Source organism: Acidisphaera sp. S103 (assembly GCF_009765975.1).
Lineage (GTDB): Bacteria > Pseudomonadota > Alphaproteobacteria > Acetobacterales > Acetobacteraceae > Rhodopila.
Map to the genome: position 1 here is coordinate 93,280 of NZ_LMUJ01000048.1, position 17,954 is coordinate 111,233.

Here is a 17,954-nt window from a genome sequence, read left to right on the forward strand (position 1 = left end):
CCGAACCGCCCGCCGCCGACGCGCCGGCGCACACCCCGCCTGTCCTGCATGTCCTGGTCGTGGACGATGTCGCCATGAACCGCGACATCGCCGGATCCTTCCTGCGCGCGGCCGGTCACAAGGTCACCTGTGTCGAAGGGGGCGCCGAGGCGATCGCGGCGGTGGGCACCATCGACTTCGACGTCGTCCTGATGGACGTGCGCATGCCGGAGATGGATGGGCTTGAGGCGACACGCCGCATACGAGCCCTTGGCGGCGAACGTGGACGCGTGCCTATCGTCGCGCTGACTGCCCAGGCCTTCACCGAACAGGTGGCGGAATGCCGCAAGGCAGGCATGGACAGCCACCTGCCCAAGCCGTTCGGTCCGGACACGCTGCTGACGGCCGTGCTGCGCGCCGCCACGGCAAGGCCGCCGCGGGGTGAGGGCCTTGGCGCCGCCACCACGCCGGCCACCATGTCGACCGGGGCGGTCATCGGCGCGGATCTGGTGGTCTTCAACCCGACGGTGTTCGAACTCACCGCTTTCTACCTCGCGCCGGAGGCTGTCGCCTCCTACATGGAGGCAATCGCTGAACGCGGGGAGGCCCTTTTGCGCGGATTGCGCGGACCCGATGCCCTGGTGCACACCGGCGACGAACTTGCCGAGGCGGCGCACACCATCGCGGGTAGCGCCGGCATGTTCGGCTTCGAGCGCCTGACCGCGGTGGGCCGCCGTTTCGAGCGGGCGGTACAAGCCGGCGCGGCGGAGGCGCCCGCTTTGGCCGACGGCTTAAGTGCCGCGCTTGAGATCACGCTGCAGACGATTCACGATCGCACATTGGTTGCCACGGACGCCTAAGTGCCGCCGGTCCCGCACACCGGCCGCCAAATCCGCTCTATCGATAACGAGGAAGCCTGTATCTTAATCATAACTCCGCCCCATCGGAGAGGCGCCAAGTATGTCCAACGTCATTGTAGCGGATAACGACGTCATCATCCGAGGCCTCTTGCGCTCCCTCCTCGTCGGTATCGGCCAGACCGTCTTCCTGGCCAGTTGCGGGGAGGAAACCATCGCCTGCGCCATTGATGTCCATGCCGACCTGATCTTGCTCGATCTCAACATGCCCCGCCTGAACGGGCTGCTGGTCTGCGAAAAGCTGCGCCACATGCCCCAGTACCGAGACACCCCGATCGTCGTGCTGTCGGTCTATGATGGAGAGCGGGCGCGTCACGCCGCCGAACGCGTTGGCGCCACGATGTTTCTCGCCAAGCCGTTCCAGCCGGCCCTGCTGCTTCAGGCGCTGTCGCCCTATCTCGGCATCGACGTCACCGCGCAGAAGGCGCTCTCCCGGGCGGCGAACCGGGCGCACGCGATCGCTCCGCTGGTCGGCCACACGTTCGAACGGACCGGCGCCCCGGCGGAATGGAATCGTCCCGAACTACCGCCGCTCGGCCAATCCAACCCGTCACCGCATATCATCCCCCCGCGGCGGCCAGTCACGTAAACCCGGGGGACCCGAAACCATCCGTCTCTGGGTCGTCGTCGCGCGCGGGGCCCGGGGGGCCTATTCCGCCGCCACGTCCACCCGCATCGCCAGCCGCCGCAGTGCGCGGTCGATCCATTGCGCGGTTAGTTTCTCCTGTGTTCCGTTCTGCCCCAGCCGTTCATGCAGGGCCGGGAAATCCACCCGGTCCAGCGCCTGATCCTGGTTGAAGCAGGAGAACACCACCGTCCGCTCTCCCGTCTCCGGATCGATCTGAGACTGCAGGCACTGGGCGCAGACCTCCTTCATCATGCATTGCATGGGGGAGTTGATCGACCCGATCGCTTTGTGCCCGGCTTTCAGATACGGTGCCAGCACGCCATGCCGAGCGGCACCGACGGCTTGCATCATGCGGTCGGAGCCAATGACGATCATATGGTCCGCGTCGGCCAGGGGGACCGCTTGCCGACCCAACGTGCCGGACCCGTAAGCTGCCATGGCCTGCACGATATTGCCGACGAACGTGCGGTCCTGTGGCCGTTCGGGATTCGGTGCGAAGCCAGGCGCCTCATCGCAGCACCAGACGATGACGTCGGCGGCGCGTTCGATGTCGGAAAGCTTGTAGCGGTCGCGGATCGCCTTGTAGCCGGCGAAGTAGATCACCTTCGACCCCGCCGCTCGGGTGGCCGCGCCGATCGAGAACAGCACCGCGTTGCCCAGGCCGCCGCCGACCAGCGCGACCGTGCCGCCCGCATGGATCTCGGTGGGGGATCCGGTCGGTCCCATCAGGATCACCGGCTCGCCTGGCCGCAGCGTGGCGCACAGGTCGGAACTGCCTCCCATCTCCAGCACGATGACGCTGACCAGCCCGGCCGCCGGGTCGGTCCAGGCGCCGGTCATCGCCAAGCCTTCCATGTTCAACAGCGTGCGCCCGACCCTCGGTTCGTCATCATACGCGGCCAGGACTTCAAAGTTCTGCAATCGGTAAAACTGGCCGGGACGGAAGGCGCGGGCGGCGGCGGGGGCGCGGACCACCACCTCGATGATGGTGGGGGTCAGGCGATGCACGGCATGTACCGTGGCAGTCAGGCTGTCGCGCGCCACGGCGATTAGATCGACACCCGTCACCGGCGTGGCGGGCTGCGCGGCCAAAGCGCGCGACACGACGGGATAGCCGCGTTTGGCGCCACCCATCGCTTTCACCACGTTGCCGAAGAAGCTGGGGTGCAGGTCGCCGAAGAAGCTGATGAAGCGGCCGTTCTCGGCCCGGTGCATCAACACCTGCGCCTGATCGGGCTTGGCCAGGCCACGAACCGGTTCGACCTTCGCCCCGTTCTCGTCGACCGCCTGGAAGTAGCGGCCATCCAGTTGGATACGATGATCCTCGCGCGCCAGAACCGTGTTGGGCTGGGTGCCGGCGGCGACCAGGATGGCGCGGGCGGGCAGGGTTGCCTCGGTTCCGTCGGCACGCTTCACCCGCAGCCCCGCCGCATGGCCGAACGGGTCGGTTTCCACTGCCATCGGAGTCAGGCCCTCGGCGAAGCGAACCGCCTCCTCCAATGCCTTCGCCACTTCCTCGTGGTTCAGCGTGTAGGACGGGCTATCCACCAGCCGGCGGCGGTAGGCGATGGTCGCGCCGCCCCAGCGATCCAGCAGGGCGGCCAGGGCCGGGGGGCGACCTTCCGCCGCAGCCGCATCCCGTTCGGTGCGAATGGCGGCGGCATGGGCCAGGAATTCGTCGGCGGTTTCGGCTTCTTCCGCCGTCCAGCGGGCACGCACCGCCGTTTCACCCTTGTCGGCCACCAATATCCGATAGCGCAGGGCAAACTTCTCCACCTGCCGGACGTAATAGGCGAGGCTCTCCGTCGCGGTGTCGATGGCCGTCAGCCCGCCGCCGATGATCACCACGGGCAAACGAAGCTGCAGGTTCGCGATCGAGGATTCCTTCGCTGCCCCGGTCAGTTGCAGCGCCATCAGGAAGTCGGAGGCTTGACGAACCCCCCTGGCCAGCCCGTTTGGGATATCCAGCACGGTTGGCTTGCCCGCCCCCATGCACAGGGCGATGTGGTCGAAGCCCATCGCCCAGGCATCGTCCATCGACAGCGTCGCGCCACCGCCAAAGCGGATGCCGCCAAAATGCGCGAATTTGTCGGCCCGCCGCTCCAGCAGCAACCGCACCACTTTCAGGTAGTTCTTGTTCCATCGGACGGTGATTCCGTACTCGGCGACGCCACCGAACCCGGCCATGACTCGGTCGTCGAGGTTTTCGAAAATCGTCTCTACGTCCCGGATCGGCGCCGACACATCGAAATTCAACGGCTCGATCTTCAATCCGTCGACGGCGACGATGGTATGGCCGTCGTTCATCAGATGGTGCGCCAGGGTGAACCCGGCTGGGCCGAGGCCGACGATCAGCACTTTCCGGGAACTGTCCGGGCGAGGCAGCGGGCGGCGAATGTCCAGCGGATTCCAGCGTGTCAGAAGGGCGTAGATCTCGAAACCCCAGGGCAGCGCCAGCACGTCTTTCAGGATGCTGGTTTCCGCCTGCGGAATATCGACCGCCTCCTGCTTCTGGTAGATGCAGGCCTTCATGCAGTCATTGCAGATGCGATGACCGGTCGCCGCCATCATCGGGTTGTCGATGGCGATTGTCGCGAAGGCCCCCAGCACATGGCCGGCGGCGCGCAGCGTGTGCATCTCGGAGATCTTCTCATCCAGCGGACAGCCCGCCAGGGTCACCCCGAACACCGATTTCTGGAATGCGCCGGTCTTACGGTCCTTCAGGCCGGTGCTACAAGAATCTTTCCCTTGGGTGTGGCACCAGATGCAGTAGTTCACCTGGTCCAGCGCCTGCTGCGTGTTCATGCCGTGATCGGTCAGCGCGAACCCCTCACGATGCCGCCAGTCATGCTCCGGCAGCCGCAGCATGGTCACGCCGTCGCGCTCGATCGTCTCCACCGGCACCAGATGCTGGGGGTCTACCCGGTGAGGCACCCGGAACAGCGTTCCGCCGCGGTGGAATGCCTGTCCCTCTGGCGTCAGTGTCGCCCAGGCGGCATACCGCAGCGCCTCATCCAACGCCTCGGCGTCGTTTTCCCAGGCCGTCACATGCGTGGCGAACCCGCGTTCGGTCAGCGCCGAACCCATACGAACTTCCAGCGCCGTGCGCAGGGCGGGTCCATCGAATCCGGTGGGGTCGGCGTATTTCTTCACCGCCTGCCGCTGCACGAACAGCCGCTTGCAGGCATGGATCGGGTCGAGCGCCAAGGTCTGCCGCGTCAATGCCCCGGTTTCCGCCTCGATCCCGAACAGCGCGGCGACGAACGCATCCAGATGGGGACCCAGCGCGACGACCAGATCGGACTCATCGCGGCTGGTGACATCATGCGACGCCGCCCGAGCCGCCAGCAGGCGCTGGTGCAATGGCGCGTCCTGTTCCGCCAGGTCCGCAAGGAAGCGCTGGTCCAGACGGATCAGCCCATCGCGGGTCGCAAGATCGGCGAAATCGAACCCAAAACCTAGTCGTGGAGCGTCGGAACCAGTCACAGGACCACTTTCAATGAAGCGCTGCGGATGCCACAGGCGGCAGGGTCAGGCAACCTTCATGTCCCGGGGGCAGGGTTGAGGTAAGTTGGGGCCAACGCCCGACCCTGCGATGCCCCGGCCTTACGACGCCTCGGCCGGAATGAGCCATTCCAGCAGTTTGCCGGTCAGCGTCGCCATGGTCAGCGGCTTGGTGATCTGGTCGTCCATGCCGCTTTCCAGGCTCGCCTCACGGCTGCCTTCCATGGCATGCGCCGTCAGCGCGACGATCGGGGTGCGCCGGTTCTGGAACCCTTCGATCTGGCGGATGGCTCGGGTGGCTTCGTAGCCGTCCATTTCCGGCATCTGGCAATCCATCAGCACCATGTCGAATGCGTTGCCGCGATAGAGGTCGACGGCCTCCAGCCCATTGTGGGCCTGCGTGACGCGGCATCCCAGTGTCTCCAGCAGCGCCTGGGTCACCCGCATGTTGGCCGCGTTGTCCTCGACCAGCAGGATCGACACCGCATGCCGGCCGGCTCGTTCCAGCGCCGCGCGGAATTCGCGGCTGGCGGGGGATATGAACGCCGATGGTTCCGTTCGCCCATCCGGGACGGTGGTGGTCAGCGTGGGTGGCAATGCGGCGTCCGCCTTGTGTTCCAACAGCACGGTGAACCAGAAGGTCGAACCGACCCCGACGACGCTTTCCACGCCGATATCGCCGTCCATCATGTGGCAAAGCTGGCGGGCGATCGACAGGCCAAGACCGGTGCCGCCATAACGGCGGGTCATGGAGCTGTCGGCCTGGGTGAAGGCGTCGAAGATCATGTCCTGCCGGTTGGCAGGAATGCCGATACCGGTGTCCGACACTTCGAAGCGGATGCGCAGGGTCGTACCGACTCCCCGCTCGATCATGCCGCGCAGCGTAATGGTGCCGTCCGAGGTGAACTTCAGCGCGTTGCTGACCAGATTCGCCAGGATCTGCAGCAGGCGGTGCCTGTCGCCCATCAGCATGACGTTCAGCGCGTCCGGAACCGAGGCCCACAGCGTCAGGCCCTTGGTTCGGGCCTGGTCGGCGAACAGCATTCGGATATCGTGGATCAGCGACGGCAGATGGAACGGCGCATTCTCCAGTTCCAGCCGCCCGACCTCGATGCGCGACAGGTCCAGGATATCGTCGATCAGCCGCAGCAGCGATTGGCTGGATTGCGTCGCCGTTTCCACATAGCGCCGTTGGGTCGACGACAGGTTGGTGAGCTTCATCAACTCGATCATGCCGACCACGCCATTCATCGGCGTGCGAATCTCGTGGCTGATGTTGGCGAGGAACTGGCTCTTGGCGGTGTTGGAGTTCTCTGCCTGCAGCAAGGCCTGGTGCGTCTCGGCGGCGCGCCGGCGCTGGCTGTCCAGCATGGTATTGAACGCGGCCCCGAGGCGGCGGATTTCGAATGGGACCAAGCCGTGGAATGCCGGCACGGAGATTTCGTCGTTGCCGTTCAGAACGGCTTCGGCGGTGGCGGCGATGCTGCGAACCGGGCGCGCCAGATATAGCACGAGCAGCCAGGCCATGAGCGCGGCACCGCCGAACGACACCAGGGCGATCACCGTTGCCGCCTCATTTACCTGGTCCGCGCGGCGGCGCAGTTCGCTGATCGGCTGCGGCACCATGACACCCCAGCCGGTTTCCGGCACGACCGCATACCCCGCGATCATGTCGCCATTGAACGCGGGCGAGGAGAATTGCCCAACGCCGGTTTCGCCCCGCATCATCGCGTCGACCACCGGCGTGCCGGCCATATCGCGCGACGCCGCGACCCAGTCCTTGAGCGGATGGGCGATCACTTGTCCCTTGGCATCCACGATGACGGCATGGCCGTGATCGCCGAACGTGATCGCCTGCTGGATTGAGACAAGGTAGCTGGTGGTAAAAACACCAAGGCCAAGACGACCGGCGGGAAGCTGCTTGACAAGGTAGAAGACCGGCATGCCCGACGGGTCGTGGTACAGGTTGCTGATGGCGATCTGGCTATGAGCGCTGTCGGCCAACCTGCGGAGGTCCATCAGCAGCGGTGCGGGCAGGCTTGCGATTGGGTCGCGGGACAGTCCTTTGATCTCGGCTTCCAGCGTTCCGTCCGGTGCCAGAAGGCAGACATGGACCACGTTCAGCGACATCAGCAAGTCGGTCAGGCCCGCGACCGGATGGTTGAGAGCGCCGCTTTCGAAAACCAGCCCGAAGACTGCTTTCACATCCTTGACGTAGCGCGACATGGTGACGGTCAGGTTGCGGGCGACCAGAAGATGCCGTTCGTGAACGGAGTCGAGTTCATTCTGAAAAGCGCTGTTCCCCTCCCACATAGCGAGAACGACGATCGGCGCGCCGGCGATGATGGTGAAGGCGATGAACAGAAGATGATGCAGGCGCAGGCCGAACCTGAACCGGTCGCAGAAGCGAGCGACGAAACCCGCTTGCGGCAACGGGGGAGTCTCGTTGGAACCGCTGGCTTGGTTGGCCGGTGACATTTTGCTTTCTGCCGTCAGTCGCTTTTGTCGCGCGCGTTCGATTATATGTAAAAAGCCAACTGATCGAACAATCAATATGCTTTCGGACGGGATGATTCTGCCACGGCGGGTTGTTGTCGATTTACCCGCCAGTGCCGTCCTTACCGCGGCGCGGTGTTCGGCATGGCCAGTGTTTCGGCGTTGAACCGAAGGAAGGCGCAGCGGGACGGATTGGATACCCTGCCGCATGAAGCTGGTGCGGATTTTATGTTCCTGGACTGTATTGGTGACATTTGCGCGCCGCGTTCTCCGACCGAGCCTGCTCGGCTTCGGCGTTGACCTGGAACAGGCCGTGGCGACGGCTGTGAGATTTTCGCTGCGAAGGGACTCGACTCGATGATCGGTCCGGTCTTATGTTCCCATTATGTTCACAACCCTTGCCATTCCCGACAAGCCCGTGGTGACTCCGCCGGCCGTGCCATCACAGGCGATCGTCCTGCTGCGGCAGCGCATCGCCCGGATCGAGCGCATCCATGCCCGGGGTCCCGTGGAACAGTCGCTGCCCCTGGGGATCGAGGCGATCGACCAGGTGCTGCCCACGGGCGGTATCCGCCCGGGTGCGCTGCATGAAGCCGCCTCGGCCGGACCCGACACGGAACATGCCGCCGCCGCCACCCTGTTCGCCGCCGGCATCCTGGCCAGGCTGAACGGCCCCATCTTGTGGGTGCTGCGGCAGGCCGATCTATTCGCCCCCGGCCTGACCGGCGCCGGGTTGCAGCCGGACCGGATCGTGTTCGTCGAGGCCGGCAAGGATGTGCTGTCCATCATGGAAGAAGGCTTGCGCCATTCCGGCCTTGCCGCCGTGGTGGCCGAACACACCGGGCGGTTGAGCATGGTTGCTTCCCGCCGGCTGCAACTGGCGGCGGAGCAGTCCGGCATCCTGGCGATCCTGCTCCGCCGCAGCCCCAGCTTCGACGATCCGGCGTTGAGCGAACCAACCGCCGCCGTCACAAGCTGGCGAATCGCCGCATTGCCCTCACCCCCGGCTTTGCCGCACGCGCCGGATACGCCAGGGCTGGGGCGTGCTTGGTGGAGGCTGGATCTGACACGATGCCGCGGTGGTGAACCGGGGTCGTGGATCGTGGAGGCTTGCGATGCGACGGGTCGTCTCGGTCTGGTTTCCGACACCGACGGTCGATCCGTTAGGGCAGCCTGAGGAAGGTCGGGGCGCCGCCCCGAACCCCGCCAAGGGCCACGGCCCCTTTGCGGGTCCAGGGGAGAGCCCTGGCCTTCCCTTGGCGACCCTGGCGGAATGGTGCCTGCGCTATGCGCCGCTGGTTGCGCCCGATCCGCCGGATGGTCTTTGGATCGACGTCACCGGCAGCACGCATTTGCATGGCGGGGAGACGAGGCTGCTGCGCGATCTGCTGCGTCGGCTGAACATGCCGGCTTATGCCGCCGTCGCCGATACCCCGGCTGTCGCCCATGCGGTGGCCCGCTTTGGCGGTGGCGGCGTGGTCCCGCCAGGCGCGGACGTCATGGCGGATTTTCCGATCGAGGCGTTGCGCCTGCCCGCCGATGTCCTGGCAAGCCTGCGGCTGATGGGGTTTGAGCGGATCGGTCCCCTGGCCGCCGCGGCCCGCGCGCCGTTGGTGCGGCGGTTTGGGGCGCTGCTGGCACTCCGGTTGGATCAGGCGGCGGGGATCGTGTTCGAACCGATCGTCCCGGTCGTGCCCCCCTCGCTGATCCAGGCGAGGCTGACATTTGTCGAACCGCTGCTGACCGCGGATGCCTTTTCCACCGTCATCGTCAGGCTGGTCGGCATGGTTTGCGGCGATCTGGAGCGGGCCGGGCAGGGCGCGCGCCGGCTGGATCTGTTGTTCGAACGTGTGGACGGATCGGTGCAGGCCATCCGTATCGGCACCGCCCGGCCGGTGCGTGATGCACGTCACCTGGGCCGCATGCTGGATGAGCGTTTGGAACGTGTCGATCCCGGCCTGGGGGTGGAGGCAATGCGCCTGGCCGTCGCCGTCGCCGATCCATTGGGTTTCGTGCAGACGGTGTCGTCTCTGGCGGAGGAAGCGTCCCTCGATATCGCTCCGTTGGTGGATCGTCTCTCCAACCGTCTGGGCGAGGCTCGGATCTATCGCATCGCCCCGGTCGAGAGCGATGTGCCGGAACGATCCGTGCGTCGTGTGCCGGCGCTTTCGCGTGCCGCCGGCGGCTGGCCGGCGGATCTGCCGCGGCCGGTGCGGCTGCTTGATCCGCCGCAGCCGATCGATGCGATGGCGCTGCTGCCGGATCACCCGCCGGTCGCGTTCACCTGGCGGCGGGTGCGACACCTTGTGCGTCATGCCGATGGTCCCGAACGCATCGCCGGAGAATGGTGGAAGCGCGACCGGGAATGGTCGTCCGTGCGTGATTATTTTCGAGTGGAGGACGAAGACGGCCGCCGCTTCTGGCTGTTCCGGCGCGGCAATGGCAGCGATTTGGAAACCGGCGACATGCGCTGGTTCCTGCATGGGGTTTTTTGATCGGCATGACAGATGACTATACAGAATTGCAGGTTACGACGGAGTACAGTTTTCTGCGTGGTGCCTCGCGTGTTGAGGAACTGTTTGCCTGCGCGTCTGTCCTGGGTATGCAGGCGCTTGCCGTTACCGATCGGAACACATTGGCCGGTATCGCGCGGGCGCATCACCGCGCCAAGCAGGCGGGGTTACGGTTAATCGTTGGTTGTCGGCTGGATTTGGCAGATGGGCCGTCGGTGCTGGTGTATCCGATGGATCGCGCGGGATATTCTCGGCTGACGCGGCTGCTGACAGTGGGAAAGGAGCGGGCCGGCAAGGGGAAATGCACGTTATACTGGCCGGATCTGGCTGCGGCGGCGGAGGGGCTGATCGGTATTCTCTGCTCCGATCCGAATGAGGCGAATATCCGGCGTTTGAAGGAAGATTTCGGCGATCGGGGGTATGTTGCGCTGACGCTGATGCACCGGCCGAACGATGCGGTACGGTTACGGACGATCACCGATACAGCGGGGATGCTGGATGTGCCGGTCGTTGCCACCAACGACGTGTTGTACCATGCCCCCGGGCGGCGGATTTTGCAGGACGTGCTGACCTGTATCCGCGAGGGCTGCACGATCGATGACCTCGGTTATCGGCGGGAACGGTCCGTGGTGCGGTACCTTCAATCTCCGGAGGAGATGGCGAGGCTGTTTGCCCGGCATGTTGACGCTGTCGTGCGGACGCATGAAATCGTGAATCGTTGCCAGTTCAGTCTGGATGAACTGCGCTATCAGTATCCGCATGAGGTCCACAGTCCTGGCATGACCGCGCAGCGGACGCTGGAACAGTTGACATGGGAGGGAGCGGAATGGCGCTATGGGGCGCACGTTCCTGATGAGGTGGTTCGGCAGCTTCGTCATGAACTCGATCTGATCGGCAGCCTGGAATACGCGCCGTATTTCCTGACGGTGGAAAGTATCGTGCGGTTCGCGCGATCCAGGGACATTCTGTGCCAGGGGCGCGGTTCGGCGGCCAATTCGGCGGTGTGTTTTGTCTTGCGCATCACCGAATTAGACCCGACCCGGAGTAATCTGCTGTTTGAACGTTTCATCAGTGCCGAACGGCATGAACCGCCAGATATCGATGTCGATTTCGAGCATGAGCGGCGGGAGGAGGTCATTCAATGGATCTATGAAACCTACGGCCGCGAACGGGCGGCGTTGTGCGCGACGATCATCCGTTATCGTGGACGTGGGGCGATGCGCGATGTCGGGAAAGCGCTGGGTCTGCCGGAGGATGTGATCAGCGCGCTGGCGACCCAGGTGTGGAGTTGGAGTGAGGAAGGCGTTGCCGAGGAACAGGCAGCGGCGTTGAGCCTCGACATGGAGGACCGGCGGCTGCGGCTGGCTTTGGGCCTGGCCCGTACATTGATCGGGTTTCCCCGGCATATGTCACAGCATCCTGGCGGATTCGTTCTGACAGAAGATCGGTTAGATGAACTGGTGCCGATCGAGCCGGCGCGTATGGACAAACGTCAGGTGATTGAGTGGGACAAGGATGACATCGAGCATCTGCGTTTCATGAAGGTCGATGTGTTGGGGCTGGGCATGCTGGGTTGCATGCGGCGGGCCTTCGATCTGTTGGAGAAAAAGATTAGTCGGCGTCTGGATATGGCGAGCACGCCCAAAGAAGATCCTGCGACCTACGAGATGATCTGTAAGGCTGATACGCTGGGCACGTTCCAGATCGAATCTCGAGCGCAAATGTCGATGCTGCCTCGGCTGAAGCCGAGGAAATTCTATGATTTGGTGATCCAGATTGCGATCGTGCGGCCGGGACCGATCCAGGGTGACATGGTGCATCCTTATCTGCGACGGCGGGATGGGCTGGAGGAAGAGGATTATCCCAAACCTGAATTGAAAAAGGTACTGGGGGAGACGCTTGGCATTCCGCTGTTCCAGGAGCAGGCGATGCATGTGGCGATTGTTTGCGCCGGCTTCACGGCCACTGAAGCCGATGCGCTGCGTCGCAGCATGGCGACGTTCAAGATGACTGGGGGCGTCAAGCATTTCAAGGAGAAGCTGATCGCTGGCATGATTGCTAATGATTATACGGAGGAATTTGCCAATAAACTGTTCTCGCAGATCGCGGGTTTCGGCAGTTATGGCTTTCCGGAAAGTCATGCCGCGAGTTTCGCGCTGATCGCTTATGCGTCGTCATGGATGAAGCGCCACCATCCGGACGTGTTCTGTTGTGCCCTGCTGAACGCCCAACCCATGGGCTTCTATGCCCCCGCCCAGATCGTCCGTGACGCTCGAGCGCACGAGGTGGAAGTCCGGCCGGTCTCGGTGAACGAATCGATGTGGGATTGCACGTTGGAAGGGACGGCCGTCCGGCTTGGCTTGCGGATGGCGAAGGGGCTGGCCTCGGCGCATGCGGACGAAATGATCAAGCATCGTGGTGCGGGATACCGCTCGATCGAGGATATGTGGCGCCGGCTGCGCATCCCGGTCGCGGCGCTGGAGCGGCTGGCGGAGGCGGATGCATTCCAGACCCTCGGTTTGGATCGACGGCAGGCGTTGTGGACCATCCGGGGTCTGTCGGACACGCGGTTGCCATTGTTCGACACCGTGCCGGCCGAACCCGATCCCGAACCGGCCGTGGCATTGGCGGCGATGACCGCCGGGCGGCAGGTGGTGGAGGATTACCGCAGCGTCGGCCTCAGCCTGCGCAGCCATCCCGTCAGTTTTCTGCGGCATGATCTGGCCGAACGGAGGATCGTCCGGTGCGCCGATCTCGCAACGACTCGCGACGGCACACGGCTGGAGGTGGCCGGTATCATCCTGGTCCGGCAACGGCCGGGCAGTGCCCGCGGCGTGCTGTTCGTCACCATCGAGGACGAAACCGGGCACGCCAACCTGATCCTATGGCCTTCGGTGTTTGAGGCGCAGCGATCCCTGATCCTGTCGGCCAGCATGATCGCCTGCCGCGGCAAGTTGCAGCGAGCCGGCGAGGTAGTCCATGTGGTCGCCGAACATCTGACCGATCTATCCGGCCTGCTGCGCGACGTGGGGCAACGGGGCGAACCATTCTGTTTCCCGCATGGCCGTGGCGACGATTCCCGGCTCGACGGCGTACTGGATACGCGCGAGCCGAAAATCGTCCGCGGCCGCGATATCCATGTGCGGGTGTTCCGCCATGAAAAGGGAATCAAGGTGCCGACGCGGGATTTCCGCTAGGTCCGTGATGCGGCTATGCCGTACCGAAACGATAGCGGATCATCCGCCGGTAGACTTCCCCCGGTCGAAGCGTGGTGGATGGAAAATTCCCGTGATGCGGTGCGTCCGGAAAATCCTGCGGTTCCAGCGCCAGGCCGGCGGATTGGCGATACACCACGCCGCCATGTCCGGCGAATGTGCCGGTTAACTTATTTCCTGTGTACACCTGAATGCCTGGCTGATCGGTATGGATTTCCAGCACTCGCCCGCTTACCGGATCGTGGACCCGGATGGCTGGACCATCGGTTCCCAAAACAAAACAATGATCATAGCCCAAACCATGATACAACTGCGGGTCGGGCTGCCTGATCCGAGCCCCCAGCAATGCCGGCGTCCGGAAGTCGAACGGCGTGCCGGCGACCGGGCGGATCTCCCCGAAGGGAAGCTGCGCGGCGTCCGTGGGAAGGAAGGCCTTGGCCGCGATGGTCACCTCATGGCCAAGCACGTCACCGCGGGTGGGGCCGCCGAGGTTGAAATAGGGATGTGCGCTCAGGTTGATGACGGTCGGTTTGGTCGTCCGCGCCTCAAGCGTCAGCGACAGCGAATCCGCGTCGAGCCGATAGGTTGCCTGGACGGTGACCTCACCCGGAAAACCCTGGTCGCCATCGGGGCTGACGTGAGTCAGAACCAGCGTCGCGTCCGTGGCGCTCGCCACCGTCCAGAACACCCGGTTGAAGCCCAACGCGCCGCCATGCAGCGTAAGGTCACCGCTGTTTTTCGACAGCGGGAAGGTGTGGCCATCTAGGGTGAAGGCGGCGCCCGCGATCCGGTTGGCATAGCGCCCGAGCAGGCAGCCGAAGGAGCCGCCGTAGTCGGCATAGGCGGCGACATCGGCAAATCCCAGCAGGACATGGTCGCGGTGGCCGTCCCGGTCGGGCGCCTCGATGCTGACCATACGGCCGCCGAAATCGGTGATACGTACGCGAAGACGGTCGTTCTCCAGCGTGAACAGCGTCGCGGCACGCCCGTCCGGCAATTGGCCAAAGGGTTCGGAGGGCAGGGCTGTCATCATCGTTGCTCCTGTTCGGAGGGATAAGAAATTACTGTATCACGTCGATCGGCGCCCAACCATGGCGCAATAAATATATATCTATATCAAAACAATAATAATTGCCGCCGTTGGTGTCCGGTTGGTCCTCCGTTCGGCTGATCATGCGCTGTTTCAGATAGCAGAGCAGCAACGTGCCGACCCCGCCATGGGACATGACTGCAATATCTTGATTGGCCGGGGCTTCGGCCAGGACGGTCGCAATCGCCGTCACGATCCGGCGTTGGGCGTCGATGGCAGTCTCCCAGCCCTGAACGCTGTCGTGCGGGTGGGCAAAGAATGCATCGGCTGTCGCCTCGAATTCGGCTTTGGGCAGGTAGCCGGTGGATGAGCGGTCATTTTCGCCCAAGGCAGCGAGCAGGTGCGGGATCGTGCCGATGGCGTCGGCGATAATCGTTGCACCATCGATCGCCTTGCGTTCCGTGCTGCACCAGACCGCGCCGAGGGTCGGCACCCAGGGTTGCGCGAGCATCGCCTGCATCCGGTCTCGGCCACGCGGGGACAGCGCCCAGTCGGGGACGGCAACGTTCGGATCGATCAGAACGTCCGGATGGGTGATGAAGTAGAGTAAGGTCATGTCGGGACCAGCGTTTCCACGATGGCAGCGACCTCATCCCATGTTCCGGCTGCACAGGCCGCGCCGGCCTGCAACATCCGATCCGCGTGGCCGTCCCGCAGGTGGGATCCGGCGCACAAACCGATCACCGTCATCCCGGCCGCCACACCGGCACGCACGCCGCTGACGCTGTCCTCGACGACCAGGCAATCCGCCGGAGCGACGCCGATCCGTTCCGCCGCCAGCAGGAAAATATCCGGATGCGGCTTGCCGCGGGTCACCATGTCCGCACTGAAGACGTTGTCGCCGAACGTATCGGTCAGCCCCAGCACGTCCAGACACAGCCGCAACCGGTCTTGCGAGCCGGATGATGCGATGCAACGCGGAACTGAAGCAAAACGCTGGATGAACGCTGATGCACCGGCGACCTCACGCAGGTCTGTACGGAAGCGCGCTAGTATCGCCATCTTCAGATCGTCTGAGAAATCATCCGGCACCGGGCGGCCGATACCATCCTCGATGGAGGCAACCATATCCTGCCAGCGCTTGCCCATGTAACGGGTTAAGGCATCATCCAGTGTGGTCGGCTGGCCGAGAAGGCTGACGGCCTCCGCGAGGACCGTGTTTGCCAGCGCCTCACTATCAGCGATCACGCCGTCGAAATCGAAGATGAATCCGAGCATTGTCGTCCGCCGTAGTGTGGGCGTGTTATCCATGATCCGTGGTCAGCTTGCAAAATCACCGGATTCGCGGTCGGAATGCCATGTTTTTCCGGAAGGATCATCTCAGTGGAACGTCGCATCCTCCTTTCTTCGGCTTTCGCTGCCTCTTTGGCGCCGGCTTTCCGCGCCACCGCGGCTGAAGCACCGGCATCTCCGGGATGGCGGCGCTTCGAGATTACCACGCGCGTTACGTTGCTCGACTCCCCTGGCGCTGCCCAGCTTTGGCTGCCGCTGGCACAGACCGCGGGCGGTTATCAGGCGGCGCGCGGCCTGGAGATACAGGGCAACCGCCAAACCGCGGTGGTGCGCGATGACCGGTATGGCGCGGCGATCCTGCGGACGACATGGGACAGCACCGCGACGCAGCAGCAGGTCCAGGTCGTGCAAACCGTCGCCACACGCGACCGGGGTGCCATCCCGCTGGCCGCGCTGACGAAGGCGGACCGGGATTTCTGGACCGCGTCCCTGCCGACGGTTCCCACGGACGGAATCGTGCGGGAAACGGCGGACAAGATCACCGCCGGCCATGCCACGCCGCGTGCCCGGCTGCGGGCCATCTACGATTGGGTCGTGGACACCACGTGGCGTAACCCGGAGACTCCGGGCTGCGGCACCGGCGACTTCAAGCAAATGCTGGCGACCAATCATTTCGGCGGCAAATGCGCCGACATCAACGGCCTGATGGTCGGTCTCGCTCGCGCGGCCGGTTTCCCGGCTCGGGATGTCTACGGCATCCGCGTGGCTGATTCCCGGCAGTTCCCGTCGATCGGCAAAAGCGGCGATATCTCCAAGGCGCAGCATTGCCGGGCCGAAGTTTTTCTGGAAGATGCGGGCTGGTTCCCGGTCGATCCGGCCGATGTCCGCAAGGTGGTGCTGGAAGGCAAGCTGAGCATTGACAGTCCAGAGGTGAAAGCCTTGCGCGAACGGCTGTTCGGAAGCTGGGAGATGAACTGGGTTGGTTACAACAGCGCGACCGACATCGAATTGCCGGATGCGGGGAAGCGGACACCGAACTTCGCATTCCTGATGTATCCTTGCGCCTTCACCACAAACGGCCAGCCCGATTGCCTGGACCCGGCTCGTTTTCGTTACGAAATTACATCGCGCGAAGTGACGGCTGCTTAAGCAACAATTCGATACAAACCCGCCCGCTCTTGCCGAATTCCACAAACCGGCCGACGCTGTCCGCAAACAGGGAGACGATGAACCATGGAATTCGGCATGTTCCACGAATTTCAACGCCGGCCGGGCCAGACCGAGGCGGAAGCCTTCTCGGAATCGTTCGAGCAGGTGGATGAGGCGGAGGCTGCCGGCCTTGATGTCATGTGGCTGGCGGAACTGCATACCGCGCCTGAACGATCTGTTCTGGCCGCGCCGCTGAGCATCGCCAGTGCCATCGCCACGCGGACCAAGCGCATGAAGATCGGCATCGCCGTGCAGGTGCTGCCGCTGTGCCACCCGCTGCGCATCGCCGAGGAAGCCACCACAGTCGACCACATCAGCCACGGCCGGCTGATCTTCGGTGTCGGTCGAAGCGGCTTTCCCCGCACCTACCAGGCCTATGGCATCTCCTACGCCGAAAGTCGGGAACGGTTCGCCGAGGTGCTGGAAATCCTCAAACGTGCCTGGACGCAGGAAAAATTTTCGTTCCACGGCCAGTTCTACAACTTCGACGACGTCTGCCTGGTACCGAAACCATACCAGGCGCCGTATCCGGAACTGCGGATCGCCGTGAACAGTCCCGACACCTTCCAGCAGTCGGGCGAAGCCGGCATGCCGATCTTCGTCGCCACGCGCCTCGGCGACCTGAACGAACTGGTGCCCAACCTGCGTGTTTACCGCGAGGCCTGGGCCGCCGCTGGGCATCCCGGTGAGGGAAAGGTCTATCTGCGCGTCCCGGTCTATATTGCCGCGACCGAGAAGCAGGCGCGTGAGGAACCGCACGAAAGTGTGATGTTCTTCTACAAATACCTCGGTGAGCGGATCGAGGCCTCCGCCGTCATGGAAGGGGCCCGCGCGATCGAAAACCGCGCCGAACGCGGCCAGCGGTTGCAGACCATCGACTATGAGGAGGCGCTGAAAAGCAAGATCGTGGTCGGCACGCCCGCCATGGTCGTCGACCGTCTCGCCACCCTGAAGGAGACGCTGGGTCTATCCGGCATCCTGGCGGAGATGAACTGTGGCATGCGTATCCCGCATGATCGCGTGGTCAACTCCCTACGGCTGATGTGCAGTGAGGTGATGCCACACCTGCGCGATTAGATCGGCCGCCACAGGTGCCAGGGGTGACCTGAAATTGTCATAATTATCAAGGCATTTCCCGTTGATGGCATCCGCCTAGTGGGTTAGTGGCCG

General features: G+C 64.0%; 12 protein-coding genes. 7 read left to right on the top strand and 5 right to left on the bottom strand.

The features are described from left to right. Positions 1-839 (top strand): response regulator (locus GSQ89_RS13000; protein WP_216856143.1); only part of this gene is annotated, 839 nt, incomplete at its 5' end. A 100-nt stretch (positions 840-939) separates the two neighbouring features. Next, positions 940-1,485 carry a PleD family two-component system response regulator gene (locus tag GSQ89_RS13005; RefSeq protein WP_158925740.1) on the top strand — a complete coding sequence of 182 codons (546 nt, stop codon included), beginning with the start codon at positions 940-942 and terminating at the stop codon, positions 1,483-1,485. 60 nt (positions 1,486-1,545) lie between these two features. On the opposite strand, the gene GSQ89_RS13010 is transcribed toward GSQ89_RS13005, so the two are convergent. After that, positions 1,546-5,010: an FAD-dependent oxidoreductase gene (locus tag GSQ89_RS13010; protein ID WP_216856144.1), complete on the bottom strand. Its 3,465-nt coding sequence runs from the start codon at positions 5,008-5,010 to the stop codon at positions 1,546-1,548. Between the two features lie 120 nt (positions 5,011-5,130). Then, on the bottom strand, positions 5,131-7,506 hold the full coding sequence (locus tag GSQ89_RS13015; protein ID WP_158925741.1) for an ATP-binding protein: 2,376 nt from the start codon (positions 7,504-7,506) through the stop codon (positions 5,131-5,133). A 403-nt stretch (positions 7,507-7,909) separates the two neighbouring features. Between GSQ89_RS13015 and GSQ89_RS13020 the strand changes: the two genes are divergently transcribed. The 3 genes from GSQ89_RS13020 to GSQ89_RS13030 are packed head-to-tail and all read left to right on the top strand — an operon-like array spanning position 7,910 to position 13,234. Then, complete coding sequence (locus tag GSQ89_RS13020) at positions 7,910-8,701, top strand: ImuA family protein (protein ID WP_216856145.1); 792 nt, start codon at positions 7,910-7,912, stop codon at positions 8,699-8,701. Then, the gene (locus GSQ89_RS13025) at positions 8,640-10,019 is read left to right on the top strand and encodes a DNA polymerase Y family protein (protein WP_158925742.1); all 1,380 of its coding nucleotides are present in this window, start codon (positions 8,640-8,642) and stop codon (positions 10,017-10,019) included. Before GSQ89_RS13020 ends, GSQ89_RS13025 begins: the two co-directional genes overlap by 62 nt. A gap of 5 nt (positions 10,020-10,024) precedes the next feature. After that, positions 10,025-13,234 carry an error-prone DNA polymerase gene (locus GSQ89_RS13030; RefSeq protein WP_158925743.1) on the top strand — a complete coding sequence of 1,070 codons (3,210 nt, stop codon included), beginning with the start codon at positions 10,025-10,027 and terminating at the stop codon, positions 13,232-13,234. 13 nt (positions 13,235-13,247) lie between these two features. On the opposite strand, the gene GSQ89_RS13035 is transcribed toward GSQ89_RS13030, so the two are convergent. From GSQ89_RS13035 to GSQ89_RS13045, 3 genes are read right to left on the bottom strand one after another with little or no spacing between them, the layout of a single operon-like run. Next, positions 13,248-14,282: an aldose epimerase family protein gene (locus tag GSQ89_RS13035; protein WP_216856146.1), complete on the bottom strand. Its 1,035-nt coding sequence runs from the start codon at positions 14,280-14,282 to the stop codon at positions 13,248-13,250. A 31-nt stretch (positions 14,283-14,313) separates the two neighbouring features. Continuing rightward, on the bottom strand, positions 14,314-14,898 hold the full coding sequence (locus GSQ89_RS13040; RefSeq protein ID WP_158925744.1) for a histidine phosphatase family protein: 585 nt from the start codon (positions 14,896-14,898) through the stop codon (positions 14,314-14,316). Then, positions 14,895-15,560, bottom strand: a complete 666-nt coding sequence (locus tag GSQ89_RS13045; RefSeq protein WP_158925745.1) for an HAD family phosphatase — start codon at positions 15,558-15,560, stop codon at positions 14,895-14,897. The genes GSQ89_RS13040 and GSQ89_RS13045 overlap by 4 nt, the downstream gene beginning before the upstream one ends. Positions 15,561-15,665: 105 nt before the next feature. Between GSQ89_RS13045 and GSQ89_RS13050 the strand changes: the two genes are divergently transcribed. Continuing rightward, a complete protein-coding gene (locus GSQ89_RS13050) occupies positions 15,666-16,724 on the top strand; it encodes a transglutaminase family protein (RefSeq protein WP_216856147.1) in 1,059 nt (352 codons plus the stop codon). Between the two features lie 84 nt (positions 16,725-16,808). Continuing rightward, positions 16,809-17,861: an LLM class flavin-dependent oxidoreductase gene (locus GSQ89_RS13055; protein WP_158925747.1), complete on the top strand. Its 1,053-nt coding sequence runs from the start codon at positions 16,809-16,811 to the stop codon at positions 17,859-17,861. Positions 17,862-17,954 lie beyond the last annotated feature (93 nt).